At 33.8% G+C, this 13,388-nt stretch carries 12 protein-coding genes; 4 read left to right on the top strand and 8 right to left on the bottom strand.

Annotation, left to right across the window (positions count from 1 at the left end; genetic code table 11):
- The first annotated feature begins 23 nt into the window (after positions 1-23).
- The 4 genes from menA to BLV35_RS05775 all read left to right on the top strand — a co-directional run bounded on the left by menA (position 24) and on the right by BLV35_RS05775 (position 4,313).
- Complete coding sequence (gene menA / locus BLV35_RS05790) at positions 24-974, top strand: 1,4-dihydroxy-2-naphthoate octaprenyltransferase (protein WP_091086164.1); 951 nt, start codon at positions 24-26, stop codon at positions 972-974.
- 11 nt (positions 975-985) lie between these two features.
- Positions 986-1,663 carry a metal-dependent hydrolase gene (locus BLV35_RS05785; protein WP_091086161.1) on the top strand — a complete coding sequence of 226 codons (678 nt, stop codon included), beginning with the start codon at positions 986-988 and terminating at the stop codon, positions 1,661-1,663.
- Between the two features lie 116 nt (positions 1,664-1,779).
- Complete coding sequence (locus BLV35_RS05780) at positions 1,780-2,982, top strand: tetratricopeptide repeat protein (protein WP_245712022.1); 1,203 nt, start codon at positions 1,780-1,782, stop codon at positions 2,980-2,982.
- Positions 2,983-3,260: 278 nt separating this feature from the next.
- The gene (locus tag BLV35_RS05775) at positions 3,261-4,313 is read left to right on the top strand and encodes an o-succinylbenzoate synthase (RefSeq protein ID WP_091086707.1); all 1,053 of its coding nucleotides are present in this window, start codon (positions 3,261-3,263) and stop codon (positions 4,311-4,313) included.
- Between the two features lie 103 nt (positions 4,314-4,416).
- Here BLV35_RS05775 and BLV35_RS05770 read toward each other — a convergent pair whose 3' ends face one another.
- The 8 genes from BLV35_RS05770 to BLV35_RS05735 form a co-directional block, all read right to left on the bottom strand.
- Positions 4,417-5,235 (bottom strand): transporter family protein, encoded by an 819-nt coding sequence (locus BLV35_RS05770; protein ID WP_091086157.1) that lies wholly within the window; start codon positions 5,233-5,235, stop codon positions 4,417-4,419.
- A 347-nt stretch (positions 5,236-5,582) separates the two neighbouring features.
- Positions 5,583-7,361: a PAS domain-containing hybrid sensor histidine kinase/response regulator gene (locus BLV35_RS05765; protein WP_245712021.1), complete on the bottom strand. Its 1,779-nt coding sequence runs from the start codon at positions 7,359-7,361 to the stop codon at positions 5,583-5,585.
- 143 nt (positions 7,362-7,504) lie between these two features.
- Positions 7,505-8,734 carry a cation:proton antiporter gene (locus tag BLV35_RS05760; protein ID WP_091086151.1) on the bottom strand — a complete coding sequence of 410 codons (1,230 nt, stop codon included), beginning with the start codon at positions 8,732-8,734 and terminating at the stop codon, positions 7,505-7,507.
- Positions 8,735-8,736: 2 nt separating this feature from the next.
- Entirely contained in the window at positions 8,737-9,636 is a 900-nt protein-coding gene (locus BLV35_RS05755; RefSeq protein ID WP_091086148.1) for a mechanosensitive ion channel family protein, read from the bottom strand.
- A gap of 3 nt (positions 9,637-9,639) precedes the next feature.
- Positions 9,640-10,449: a mechanosensitive ion channel family protein gene (locus BLV35_RS05750; protein WP_091086143.1), complete on the bottom strand. Its 810-nt coding sequence runs from the start codon at positions 10,447-10,449 to the stop codon at positions 9,640-9,642.
- Between the two features lie 58 nt (positions 10,450-10,507).
- Entirely contained in the window at positions 10,508-12,250 is a 1,743-nt protein-coding gene (locus tag BLV35_RS05745) for an APC family permease (protein WP_091086139.1), read from the bottom strand.
- A 193-nt stretch (positions 12,251-12,443) separates the two neighbouring features.
- Complete coding sequence (locus BLV35_RS05740; RefSeq protein WP_091086136.1) at positions 12,444-12,899, bottom strand: DUF1572 family protein; 456 nt, start codon at positions 12,897-12,899, stop codon at positions 12,444-12,446.
- Entirely contained in the window at positions 12,896-13,369 is a 474-nt protein-coding gene (locus BLV35_RS05735; protein ID WP_091086132.1) for a nuclear transport factor 2 family protein, read from the bottom strand. Before BLV35_RS05735 ends, BLV35_RS05740 begins: the two co-directional genes overlap by 4 nt.
- Between the last annotated feature and the right edge of the window lie 19 nt (positions 13,370-13,388).

Here is a 13,388-nt window from a genome sequence, read left to right as displayed (position 1 = left end):
AAAATATAGTAAAATAAAACAAAATGAGACATTGGATTGAAGCAGCAAGAATAAGAACATTACCCTTATCCGTTTCTGGTATAATTGTGGGAAGTATGTATGCCTTGGCAAACCCAACGGATAATATACTTACTCCTACAGAAGTATTTAACTGGAGGATATTTGGTTTTGCCATATTAACGACGCTTGGATTGCAAATTTTATCCAATTTTGCCAATGATTATGGTGACGGGATAAAAGGCACGGATAATGAAGATCGTGTTGGGCCTAAACGTGCAATTCAAAGTGGCGTGATTACTCCACAAGCAATGAAAGTAGCAATTATAATTACTTCCTTGCTTACGTTGCTTTCAGCTGTATTGTTGATCTATTTCGCATTTACTGATACAAACCTTTTCTATTCGCTGTTCTATTTGGTATTAGGAATACTGGCTATCTTATCGGCAATCCGATACACAATTGGGTCAAAGGCTTATGGATATCGTGGACTTGGTGATGTATTTGTATTCGTGTTTTTTGGATTGGTGAGTACCTTGGGAGTGAATTTTTTGTATTCAAAACAAATAGATATCGAACTCTTTTTGCCGGCAATGGCAATAGGCTTTTTGAGCGTTGGTGTTTTGAACTTGAATAATATGCGTGATGAAGAGTCAGATAGGAAGGTAGGAAAGAATACGTTGGTTGTTAAAATGGGTGGTAAAAAAGCAAAACTATACCATTACTTTTTAGTTACTTTTGCTATGTCTTTGGTATTGATTTTTGCCTTAATTAATAGTTTTAAGTTTGATCAGTATTTATTCTTATTGGCTTACATCCCTTTAACTAAACATTTAAGTAACGTTTATAAAAACAAAGATCCGAAGGCATTAGATCCTGAATTAAAAAAATTAGCATTGAGTACATTTGCACTTTCAGTACTGCTGGCTTTGTGTATGATTTTTTTCTTTTCTGATTTAATTGTTAATAATTCTTAAACATAAAGTATATGAAAATTACATTTTACGGACACGCGTCTTTGGGAATCAAAGTAGGTGGGAAGCACATTTTAGTAGATCCGTTTATTTCGGCTAATCCGTTAGCTGAACATATTGATATCAATACGCTAAAAGCAGATTATATTTTACTGACGCATGCACATGGCGATCATATTCTGGATGTCGAAGCCATTGCAGAACGCACGAATGCAGTTATCGTTTCAAATGCTGAGATAGCAGGACATTATGCGGCTAAAGGGTTTCAGGCGCATCCCATGAATCACGGTGGAAGCTGGACTTTCGATTTCGGGAAAGTAAAATATGTAAATGCCATTCATTCGAGTACTTTTCCTAATGGCGCAAGCGGTGGTAATCCCGGTGGTTTCGTTATTGAAGGAGAGCACAAGAACATCTATATCGCAGGCGATACTGCGCTAACAATGGACATGAAGCTGATTCCGATGCGCACCAAGCTAGATTTGGCAATTCTTCCTATAGGAGACAATTTTACTATGGATGTTGAGGACGCTATTCTGGCTTCAGACTTTGTACAATGTGATAAAGTGCTCGGGTATCATTATGACACCTTTGGTTATATCGAAATTGATCACAAAGCAGCTATTCAACAATTTTTCGACAAAGGAAAAGATCTGATGTTGCTAAAAATAGGAGAGAGTATCGAATTATAAAAAGAATTAGGAGCTATTTCCAGCTGTGTGTTACAATCTTATGTGCCGAACACCGGCACATAAGGATTTCCACTTCCATCTGGGCTAATTGCGAATCGTTAACACAAAATACATCAGTGAACAAAGTAATTTTTCTGCTATTGATTAGCATTTTTTATCAGTCGGGATTTGCTCAACAAGATGGTTATTGGGACAAAGATAGAGCCACTACTAAAGAAATTATCGTTTCTGCAAGAGATCGGATTGTCATTAAAACCGACGATTTTCCTATTGGAACCACAGAGTTAATTTACAGGATAACCCTTTTGGATGACAATCAAAAAATGGCTGGAAGTTTGGTTTCGCTTTTAAAAGCAATTCCGGATCCTACAGGAATCAGCCAAGGCTCTGCTGGTGCTGTTTTTTTGCTTTCGCGTATTTCAGGAGATGATAAAAGTAAGTATGCTGTTTTTTCATCAAATGAACTGGCGTTAGCGTATCAAAAAACTGGTAAAATGGATGACGCCTGTTTAGCGCAGGAGACTCCGTTAAGCAAAGATGCAAAGCGACTGTCAATCGATAAGTCATCTTGTTTGAAAAATACAACGGATAATCTTTGGTTTGGTTTTGAGAGCTCTAACTGGATTATGAAACAAAAAATCATTCTCGAAGTAGTGCCTTGGGTAGATAGTAAATTAAGCAGAGGCTGGACTTTAGAAAATAGAAAATTCATAATCAACCAATGTAAAACTTCGGCATTAGCTAGAAAGCTGGCCAACTCTGACGATTTTTGTATTTGTATTGAGGAGAAAATTCAAAAAAAGTATAAGTTTCAGGAATTTCAGAATCTACTCGTTATTGAACAAGCCAAAGTGTATAAGGATAATGGAGAAAGCTGTATTAATGAAACGGGCGTTTCTAAGGGAATCTATAGTGATTTGCGTAGTCAAGCCTTAAATTTTACTAAAAAGGGTGATTATGGTAATGCAATTGTGCAATACTCTAGGATAATTAATGATGGAAAAGCGACTGCAATAGATTACAGTAACATTGGCTTTGGTTATATTGTAACCAAACAATATGGAAAAGCGATTAAGTTTCTGAAAGAAGGTGAGAAGTTGGACGATACAGAGTTGTTAGTGAAACTGAATTTGGCGCATGCGTATCTACTGAACGATGAGTTTAGAAATGCAAAATCAATTTACAAGGAATACCAATCTCAAAATGTAAACGACAGTCTAAGCTGGATTCAAAAAATAAAACATGATTTTGCCATCTTTAAAAAGGCAGGGGTTCAAAGTGATGATTTTGAGAGAGTTTTAAAATTGTTAGCAAATTAGAAAACATGAAAAAAGTAATTGGTTATTTGCGATTAGTAGGTTTGCTTTTTCTTTTTGTAGGGATAGTATTAAATCTCCAAATGTATATTTATGAGGAAATGCCAACTTATTTATTTCTTGTGTTGTGTGTTTTCGGAATTTTATTAATTGGATTATCTTATTTAATAAAGCCTAAATCCTAATTTGAATTGTCAATTTAAGTGCACTAGAGAATACTATTGAAGAAAAACTTAGTGAACCTTGCGAAAACCTTAGTGCCCTTAGCGGTTAAGAAAAATATGAAAGCAACTTACCACAAATACATGCTGGAATTCAAACGTCCTTCTGGAACTTCTAGAGGTGTTATGACGGAAAAAGAAACCTGGTTTTTGGTCCTTGAAAAAGACGAAAAAACGGGAATAGGAGAGTGTGGTATTTTGAGAGGATTAAGCGTTGATGACCGTCCAGATTACGAAGAGAAATTGCAGTGGACATGTGCTAATATTCATCTCGGTGAAGACCAACTTTGGGAAGCCTTAATCGAGTTTCCTTCGATACAGTTTGGAGTAGAAATGGCTTTCCGATCGTTGCATAGTGAAACCCCTTTTTTACTATTTCCTTCGGAGTTTACTGAGGGTTTAAAATCAATCCAAATCAATGGTCTCGTTTGGATGGGTGAAGCGGCTTTTATGAAACAGCAAATAGAAGAAAAATTAGCGCAAGGATTTACTTGTGTGAAACTTAAGATTGGAGCGATAGATTTTGATAAGGAGCTGGGTTTATTGCGTTATATTAGGCAGTATTTCACTCCAGAACAAGTTGAAATTAGAGTAGATGCTAACGGTGCTTTTGGTTTAAATGACGCTTTAGATAAAATAACGCAATTGTCTGAATTTAAACTACATAGTATAGAGCAGCCAATACGAAAAAACAATACTGACAGGATGGCAGAGTTGTGTAAAAGTACTCCATTGCCTATTGCTTTAGACGAAGAGCTGATTGGTGTATTTACAGTAGAGAAAAAAGAGCTGTTATTGCTAAAAACGAAGCCTCAATACATCATTTTGAAACCTAGTTTTATAGGTGGTTTTCGGGGCACTAAAGAATGGATTTCATTGGCTAAAAAGCACCAGATTGGATGGTGGATTACGTCTGCTTTGGAGAGTAATGTAGGTTTAAATGCAATTGCTCAGTGGACTTTTTTGCAAGATAATTTGATGCCTCAAGGCCTCGGAACAGGTGCTCTTTATACTAATAATTTTGACTGTCCTTTAGATGTATCTGATGGACATCTTTGGTATAGGAAAGCAAGCGATTGGCAATTTAATATTGATGAATTGTCAATTTTGTAAAAGGAATTTTAGTTATTAAATATTAAAAAAACCGATTTTCACACGCTTGTGAAAATCGGTTTTTTCATAAAAAACAGTCGCTGTTTTTTAAATATAAAGTGACTTATAATTTGGCGTAAATAGCAAAATTAATTGAGGGAGCTAAGGGGGCGTTGTCATTTCCAAAAGCTCCAAATGCCGAAATATTAGCTCCGTATTTGTCTGGAGAAAACTCATAATTATATTTTAATCCTACTGCATTATAGGTTTGACGGTCTAAATAAGACGGCCATCTTGTCAAGTTAGTAGTGAATGCACTTTCTTTTGCAACAGGATTTTTAGTATCTAAAGCAAGTATAAGGTGTCCTTTTGGATTAATGTTATAACCAATTTCGGCAGCAAATTTCAAATAATCGGAGTAGTTATTCGTCATATATCCATAACCAATGTTTCCAAAATAATACCATTTCCCAGTGCTAGTTCCGGCACTCAAATAAGGAAGATAAGTGTTGGCGTTAAAATCAGTGCTTAAGCCGGTAATTAGATCGTTTTTAGAAGTGTTGGCTTGGTACTGTAATCCAGTGCTAATTTTCCATTTTTCATTATAGATTTTGTATTTTAGTCCAAGAGTTAGGTTACCTAGCCCGGAAAGATTTCTAGATGTGTTATTTACAACCGTTTCGAAACCAGCGAATTTTATTGGAACAATAAGTAAAGCTTCTAGTTTGTCAGTAATACCGTATTCACTGTATAGTTGTGTGGTAATATCAGTATAATCAGCTGCTAGGGTAGTGTTTATTCCATTTATTTGTGCTTTATTGTAAAAGAGCCCTGAAACTCCTAGCTGGATATATGCTTTTCCTTTTTCCTTTGTCCATGGACTTTGCCCTTGTGTAAATTGAGCTGAAACAGCCACTAATAAAATTATAATATACTTTCTCATAAATGGTTTTCTATCTAGACGTAAAATTTAGTTTTCCTGACAAAATAGTAGGAGAAAAATCTTTATATACTAAAATCGGTTTTAAAACGAAATAAAAAGAATGAGTTCTATATTAATAGGGGTGGGTTTACTTTATAAAGGATTTTATTTTGATTCCTTGCACTAAAATCGGGATTGAAACGATTAATTTAGTAGTACTCACTCGAATGTCTTTATTACATTCGGGATCAATTGTAAGGACTTGGCATGATAGTTCTTATGCTAAACTTAAATTGAGCTCTGTACTTGTCTAATGGACAACTTTGGTACAAAAAAAAGCTTAGACTAGAATTTCAGTTTAACTGAAATTATGAAACATTCGTGGTTTTTGATTTGTTTCTAGATTTGATTATTTGTTTGTTGATGTGGTCAATTAATTGCTTTTTATCAATTGGTTTCGAAATGTATCCGTTACCACCCACTTCAATTGCTTTTTCAGCTTCGTCCGTAAATACGAAGGCGCTTTGTGTAATTATAATTACGTCTTCGTTAAACTCTCTTATTTTTTTGATGGCTTCATATCCATTCATAACAGGCATTTGAATGTCCATTAATACGATGTCAATATCTGGATTGTTTTTGCATAAGGTTACCGCTTCAAATCCATTTCTGGCTATCAATAAGTTTTCTCCGAATATTTTTAAAATTTTTGAAATAAACTTTAGCGAGATACTGTCATCTTCTGCGACAAGTATTTTTAATTTTTGCGTTTCATAAGGAACTAAGGACAATGGAGTTTTGGCTTCTTTTTCAATTTCATTTGGTTTGATAAATGGAATTTTAAAATAAAACACTGCCCCGTTATCTGTATTGTTTTCTGCCCAGATTTTACCGCCTAAAAGATCGGTATAAGATTTAGAAATATACAAACCTAGTCCGGCGCCATCATAATTCCTGTGTAAAGAATCATCCACTTGTCTGAATCGTTCAAAAATGATGTCTATTTTATTAGAATCAATACCTATTCCAGAATCCTTTACATAAAAGGTAATGGAATTATTCTTTTTAAAACATCCAATCTCAATTAGTCCATGATCGGTGAATTTTAATGCATTGGTAAGTAAATGCGACAATATAGCATAGACTTTTTCTTTATCTGTTCGTATTAAATTATCAGCTTCGCTTAAAGAATTATGTATTTGAAGCGCAATATTTTTTTGCTCAGCTTCTTCTTTAAAAGTGGTGTAAATAGATTCAATTTGCTCTTTAATTGAAGTTTCTTTGTAAGATAGATTCATTTGTCCTGATTCTATTTTTGAGACGCTAACGATGTCATCTATGATATTAAGCATTCTATCACCGCTCTTTTCGATCACACGGATATATTCCCGTTGTTCCTTCCCAGTTAACTTTGGTTCCTTTAGAAGAGCTGTAAAGCCCAAAATACCATTCATTGGGGTGCGGATTTCATGACTCATGTTTGCTAGAAATGAAGATTTTAAACGATCTCCTTCTTCAGCGGTTTCTTTTGCATAAATTAATTCAGTATTAATCTTTTGAATTTGAATAATACTTTTATGTAATTCTCTATTTCGAATCTCTAGTTTCGTGTTCAGGTCTAGTAAATTTTTTTCAGCTAATTTTCGATCTGTGATATCCTGAAAAAAAACAACTATACCTTCTTTACTAGGTATTACACGATTTTCAAACCAGCGATCCCATGGTACATAATAATCTTCAAAAACGACCTCCTTTTTGTTTTTCATCGCTTTATAGTACACTTTATGGTATGGTGTATCAATGGCGTCCGGGAATATAACCCAAGCATTTTTACCAATGAGCTCTTCGGGTTGTTTTCCAAACATTAGAGCAGCTTTCTGGTTTACAAAAGTATATTTCCAATCATTGTCTATTGCAACAAATGCATCGGACATGTTTTCTAAAGATACGGTGAGCTTTTCATTTATTTGATTGATTTGATTTTCATTAATTTGATTCTTGTCGTTTATTGTATCAAAGCGTTCTTTTAATGAATTGTAATCTTGTTGTAGTTTATAAAAATCGTTGGCGATTTTAGTGGTATTTAAATTCGTATAATCCATCGCTAATAAATTCAAGTTAGGAATACATAAACATATGTACGCCATACAAATTTTAAAAATTTATAGGTATAGTAATTAGTAGATTAGGGTCTGATAAATATAAGGAATAAAACCTAATGAATTTAAAAGTTTTGTTTTTTTTGTGATTAATTTTCAATATCGTTTGGCAGAAATAAACAACGTATGGTTTACTGCATTCTTTTTGCAAATTTCCCTATTGTCATTCCTTGTACTAAAATTGAAAAACAAACAATAACATAAGTAATGGTAACCCAAATGTCCTTACTGAATTCAGGAGCGATGGATAAGGCAAGCGCTATAGAGATTCCTCCTCTAAGACCACCCCAAGTTAAGATAAGAATAGTTTTTTGAGTAATTTTTTCTTTTAAACGAACGGCGATTGAAGGGATATAGATTGAAATATACCTTGTGATTAAAGTAATTAATAAAAGGATGATAGCTGCAAAAAGTATTTTTTCATTAGTTTGTATTATTAATAATTCTAGACCTATTAGAACAAACAATACGGCATTTAAAATCTCGTCTACAAGTTCCCAAAATTTATCAATATATTCAGCAGTTACATCTGACATTCCTAATTTTTTACCTTGGTTTCCCGTGATTAATCCTGCAGCAACCATAGCAAGAGGTCCAGAAACATGTATGAAATGAGCGAAAGTGTAACCTCCCATAACAATGGCTAGCGTGATTAAAACCTCTACTTGGTAATTGTCAATACTTGCAATTAATTTATAGCCTATATAACCAATTCCAAGTCCTAAAAGCAAGCCTCCGATAGCTTCTTGTCCAAATAATAATAAGATGCTGCTTATTTCTAAATTAGCTCCAGGTTGTGCTAATTTTAAAATCGTGATAAAAACGACAACCGCTACACCATCATTGAACAAAGATTCTCCTGCAATTTTAGTCTCTAATGATTTAGAAACACCAGCACTTTTTAAGATGCTTAAAACTGCAATAGGATCAGTAGGGGAGATCAGAGCACCAAACAACATGGCATGAATCAACTTCACGTTAATTCCCATAAAAGTCAGTAAATAGTAGCTAGCAAAACCTATTATGAAAGTGCTAATTAAAACACTAATAGTTGAGAAAAGTAAAATACTGAGTTTTTCATTATTCAAATCTTTGAATTTAATATGAATTGCTCCGGCAAATAGCATGAAACTTAACATTCCCTCTAGCAATAATTCGCTAAAATTAATATTGTCCATTTTTAGCGCGATACTCTCTTTAAACGTGGGAAAGTAATACCCGAGAATCAAGATTATGAACGAAAAAATTAAAGAAACTAACATTAGGCCTATAGCATTTGGTAATTTTAAAATTCTAAAATTAATATAAGCGAAGCCTGCTGACAATACGATAAGTATTGAAAAAAGATGAAATAGATCCATTTTTATTTTTTGATATTAACATTAAAGTCGGGAGCCTGAACTAATTGGAATGTCGCAGAAGCCATTTTTACAGCTCCGTTTGTTTTTTCAATTTCAGTTAAGATTTTTGTAAATAATTCTGATTTTGTAAATCTTCTTCTTTTATAACCTACTACATAACGAAGGGTATATTCAGCCCAGTTATCATTAGCAATTAAGGAAATCATTGGTTCGGTCTGTGCGTCTTCTAAACGGTATTTGTTTTGTAAGGAAGTCCATTTTTGTTTGGACCTGACAGTTAAGTCTCCCGCTACGTCAACTCCCGCTTTTAGAATTATTTCTTTGGCTTTTTCATAATCACTGCCATACTGAATAGGAATTTTTATTTCATCCCACAAAAAAGGAAAATCACCTGAATAGTTAAATACCGGCTCCTTAAAAACATAACTGTTAGCAATCAAAACAATTCGGCCATTATAAAGATCACCGTCAACCCATTGTCCTGTTTCCATTATCGTAGTTCTTAGTACGCCAATGTCCATGACGTCGCCTTTAATTCCACCAAGCTGAACGCGATCGCCCGTATTATAAAAACCTCCAAACATAATAGCTAACCAACCAGCAAATGAGGCGATTACTTCTTGGAGCGCAAAAGCTATACCTGCTCCTGCAACCCCTAAGGCTACGGTTAAGTTCCCGAGTTTATCGCTGAATATGACCGTTAAAAGAATTATTGTTAAAAAATAACCAATGAAAGTACTGAATTTCTTAGCCTTATACCGATTGTTGTTGTCTTTAATTTTCGAAAAAAGATTCTTTTGAATTGCTTTTATTAACATCCAAATTACTGCAATGCCAATAAAAAAGCTTACAATTTTACCAACTGTAGGATTGTAGAGATATTCTTGGATTTGCTCTTCCATTTGTTATTTATTAATGTGAACAACGCGTTGGGGGAAAGGGATGGTAATGTTATTGTTTTTAAACAATTCAAATATCTTTATTCTCAATTCGCTCTTGATATTTTCAACTCGAAACAACTCTTCCGACCAGAAAATTATTGAAAAATTTAATGATGAATCACCAAAATCAGTAAAACGAATAAATGGACTTGGCTCTTTTAAAACGCTATTTTGATTATCCACAGCTTGTTTTAATATTTGCATTACCTGCTTAACATCTGAAGAATAGTCAACGCCAACTGTTACTTCAAATCGCGACGCAAGATCATTATGAGTCCAGTTGATTAATTGATTTTTAGTTAAATCAGAATTAGGTAAAATAATATACTTGTCGTCTCTGGTAAGAACCGTCGTTGTTCGTAAATTAATTTCTTGCACAGTACAAACCATTCCATTTAATTCGATGACGTCATTCACTTTTACAGAGGAATCAAGCAACAGTAAAATTCCAGAAATAAAATCACTAAAAAGATTCTGAAGCCCTAAACCAATTCCGACCAAAAGAGCTGCTGATCCAGCTACGAGCACTGATAAATTAAAACCGAATAGTTGTAATCCGGCAATAATTGATACTAGAATAATTAAATATCGAACTAGCCTATAAATAGAATATTTTTTGGCTACATCAATTTTTTCGACTTTATAAATCGCTTTTCTGATAAGTTTTAATACCAGTAGGACTACGATTATAAAAAGAATCAGCTTTATTATACTAATAACCTTAATGCTAAAACCACCGTCTTGAAAAAGAGTATAGTCAATTATTTCCTTCATGTATTTTATGTTTTTACAGTCTATTGATCTTAGGAATTCATACTAGAGCCGACTAAAGTTACATAATTAATCGAACACCGCCTAATTCAGATACTCTATACGAGAATCGATCTCCAGGGGAACCAATAAACATAAAGTTTTTTGGGATGTTCCATTTATTAGACAAAGTGTCAATTATTTCTGGGCCAAAAACGCCCTCTAACTCAATGAATTCGATATCGATTTCCGGATATGCTCTATCCAATACTTTCAAATCAGAGATTAACAATTCATTATTATCGTGATCTTTATTGATGTTCACGATTTTCAATTTCTTCGTAGATTCATTATTTTGAACATACTGCATTACTTTGTTAATGATTGCTACATCATCCCCTTTGGTGAAAAACACAAATTCTTGTGATTCAATTTTTAGGTTCATTTTCACCAAATAACGGTTACTAAAGATAACCATTTTACGTAAAGGTTTGTAAAAATATTCTAATGCTTCAATTAAAAGTCTAATTATCAACGAACGATTAAGCATAATGGCTACAAAACCAAAAGCCGGAATTAAATATTGTAAAAAGGTATAAAATGAATCGATATTCAATTTTATATTTCCAATAAAAGCTGTCACAATTAATGCAACGGCTATTACAACTGAAATACCGCGAGCTTTCTCTGGTCTTGGTAATTTTTTTCTTTTAAATTTCAATAATAGATTCCCCACTCCAAACAATCCCATCACTGCCAAAAACGAAAAAGTATATACTCCTGCAAGTGCTACGATATCCCCTTTTGTAACTAATAGTACCGAAATACATAGGATTAAGAAACTTATAATGATTCGATAATTAGACCCTCTTTTATTTTGTTTCAAAAAGTAGTTAGGTAGAATTCTATCTAATGTCATACGGTTTAACAATCCAGAAACCCCTACAAATGAAGTTAAAACAGCACCACATAATACTAAAACTGCATCAATTGAAATCAAGTACGCTAGCCATGAACCTCCAGTTGTTGCTCCTAAATGTGCTAAAAGTGACTCTTGGTGCTCACCTACTTGCGCCAATGGAATGATACAAATAAGCAATAAAGCAATTACAGGATTGAAAAAACTTACAATTGCCCACATGTTACGAAGGGTTTTTGGAAAAACTCCTTGCTCTTGTTCTTCAACAAAGTTGGCAGAACTTTCAAAACCAGAGATTCCTAACATCGCTGCAGAAAAACCCAAAAATAGAGCGTTGACAATCGTTCCCGAAGTTATGGGTAGACTCCAGTTCAAGTTGAAAATCTCTAATCCATTCATGAAAATAAACCAAGTGGATGCTACTACTAATAAAGTTAAAGTGGTTAAATGGATTATAAAAATCACTACTGCAACAATAGCGGATTCTCCTATACCAATAATGGCTAGCCCTGTAAAAATCAATAGTATAATGACAGTAGAAATAGTAATGTTAATTCCGGGAGCTATATTGTGCAGGTAATGCATTCCTTCTGAGGCAGAAATTACGGCAGTTGCCATATAAGACAAAACGGTTAGTGTTGCTGCTACAGAAGCAAGTCTTTTTGAAGACGTATTTAAAAGTACGTTGTATGCGCCTCCATTTAAAGGTAAAGCTCCAACGACTTCACCGTATATTTTTCTGAATAAAAATAAAACAACAGCTACAAATAATAATGAAATCCACGCATACTGCCCAGCATACATAATGGTAAGGGCTGAAACATAAAGACATGAAGAGCTAATGTCGTTTCCGCAAATAGCCGTCGCCTGTAACTCATTTAATTTTGGATGTAATACCTTTTTCATTGTATAGTATTTGAATTTATTTCATTTTGCTCCGCAATATAGGCATTTGTGATAAAATGCCAAATAAGATTACTAATTCCTTCCCCTATAATATCGCTTGAACAGCAGATATAACGTAAATTAATTGATTTTTAATTAGTTATGATTTTTTTTATTTTCCCCACATACGAAGAAATAGAAAAGTAGTAATTAATTATTGACTTGATTCTTCCAACAGTCGTCTGTGGTAATTTATTTGACCAAGATGATAGGTGAGGTGAGTAGTGAGATGAATCAACATGAATTCGGTTGATGTTGTTGTTTCAAAAACCAAAAGAGGAAATTCCATTAGTAATTCCTTTTCAGTTAGTTTATCGAGCGAACAGGCTACTAAAGTGCTAGTCTCCTCAATTTTACGGATCAGTTCTATTTTTGGAATATCTTTTAATGAAAATTCCAATTCTCGATTCCTAGCATAATTGGTGTTTCCAAAAGTCGCACCGATGTAGGTGTTTAGATTTCCTACTAGATGCAAACATAGGTTTCCGGCAGAATTAGTTATGCCTTTTTGAACCGTCCAGATTTGACTTTCGTTTTGATATAGTTCAATTTCTTGTTTTAGTCGATTTAAATCTCTGTTGAAAATCGTCTTTAAAGTTTGAAGTATCATGCAGTAGTTTTTTGATACTTTTTGAGAGAATTTAGTGCGTTTTCATGTATTTTCTTTTGCATGTAACCAGTCCAGCCCAATAGATGCCCGGGAATTCCTAGTGCTTGCTTTGACCATTTCCATATATCAAAATCATCACAATGTCTCATAATTAGACCATCTTTAAAAAAGAACTCCGCTCTAATACGATTTATCACCTTTCTATTATTTTTGCTAAAATTATATGTGGCTTCCCAAACAGCAGATCCTTTATAATCATTAGCTTTTACTTCTGAAAACTTAATTTTCACATTTCCATTACTCTTTGCCATCAGCATCTGCCACATGCTACATACATCATTTCCTTTCAAAGAACCGAAGATTGGATCTCTAAATTCAATATTAGGATGGTAACAAGCGCACATTTTTGAAGCATCGCCATCAGCAAACGCATCGTAAAATTTAGTTATGGTTTTTTCGTTTTCAGTCATAATTTATAAAAAAAGAAGA

This window comes from Flavobacterium gillisiae (assembly GCF_900107635.1).
Taxonomy (GTDB): Bacteria; Bacteroidota; Bacteroidia; order Flavobacteriales; family Flavobacteriaceae; genus Flavobacterium; species Flavobacterium gillisiae.
Note: the sequence above shows the minus strand (reverse complement) of the source record. Positions and strands in the feature narration are given on the sequence as shown.

Coding starts and splice junctions, on each gene's coding strand:
- BLV35_RS05750 (WP_091086143.1), bottom strand. CDS start 10,449: ATGAAGGAAATAATTGACTATACTCTTTTTCAAGACGGTGGTTTTAGC.
- BLV35_RS05770 (WP_091086157.1), bottom strand. CDS start 5,235: ATGAGAAAGTATATTATAATTTTATTAGTGGCTGTTTCAGCTCAATTT.
- BLV35_RS05785 (WP_091086161.1), top strand. CDS start 986: ATGAAAATTACATTTTACGGACACGCGTCTTTGGGAATCAAAGTAGGT.
- BLV35_RS05740 (WP_091086136.1), bottom strand. CDS start 12,899: ATGATACTTCAAACTTTAAAGACGATTTTCAACAGAGATTTAAATCGA.
- BLV35_RS05735 (WP_091086132.1), bottom strand. CDS start 13,369: ATGACTGAAAACGAAAAAACCATAACTAAATTTTACGATGCGTTTGCT.
- menA (WP_091086164.1), top strand. CDS start 24: ATGAGACATTGGATTGAAGCAGCAAGAATAAGAACATTACCCTTATCC.
- BLV35_RS05755 (WP_091086148.1), bottom strand. CDS start 9,636: ATGGAAGAGCAAATCCAAGAATATCTCTACAATCCTACAGTTGGTAAA.
- BLV35_RS05760 (WP_091086151.1), bottom strand. CDS start 8,734: ATGGATCTATTTCATCTTTTTTCAATACTTATCGTATTGTCAGCAGGC.
- BLV35_RS05765 (WP_245712021.1), bottom strand. CDS start 7,361: ATGGCGTACATATGTTTATGTATTCCTAACTTGAATTTATTAGCGATG.
- BLV35_RS05745 (WP_091086139.1), bottom strand. CDS start 12,250: ATGAAAAAGGTATTACATCCAAAATTAAATGAGTTACAGGCGACGGCT.
- BLV35_RS05775 (WP_091086707.1), top strand. CDS start 3,261: ATGAAAGCAACTTACCACAAATACATGCTGGAATTCAAACGTCCTTCT.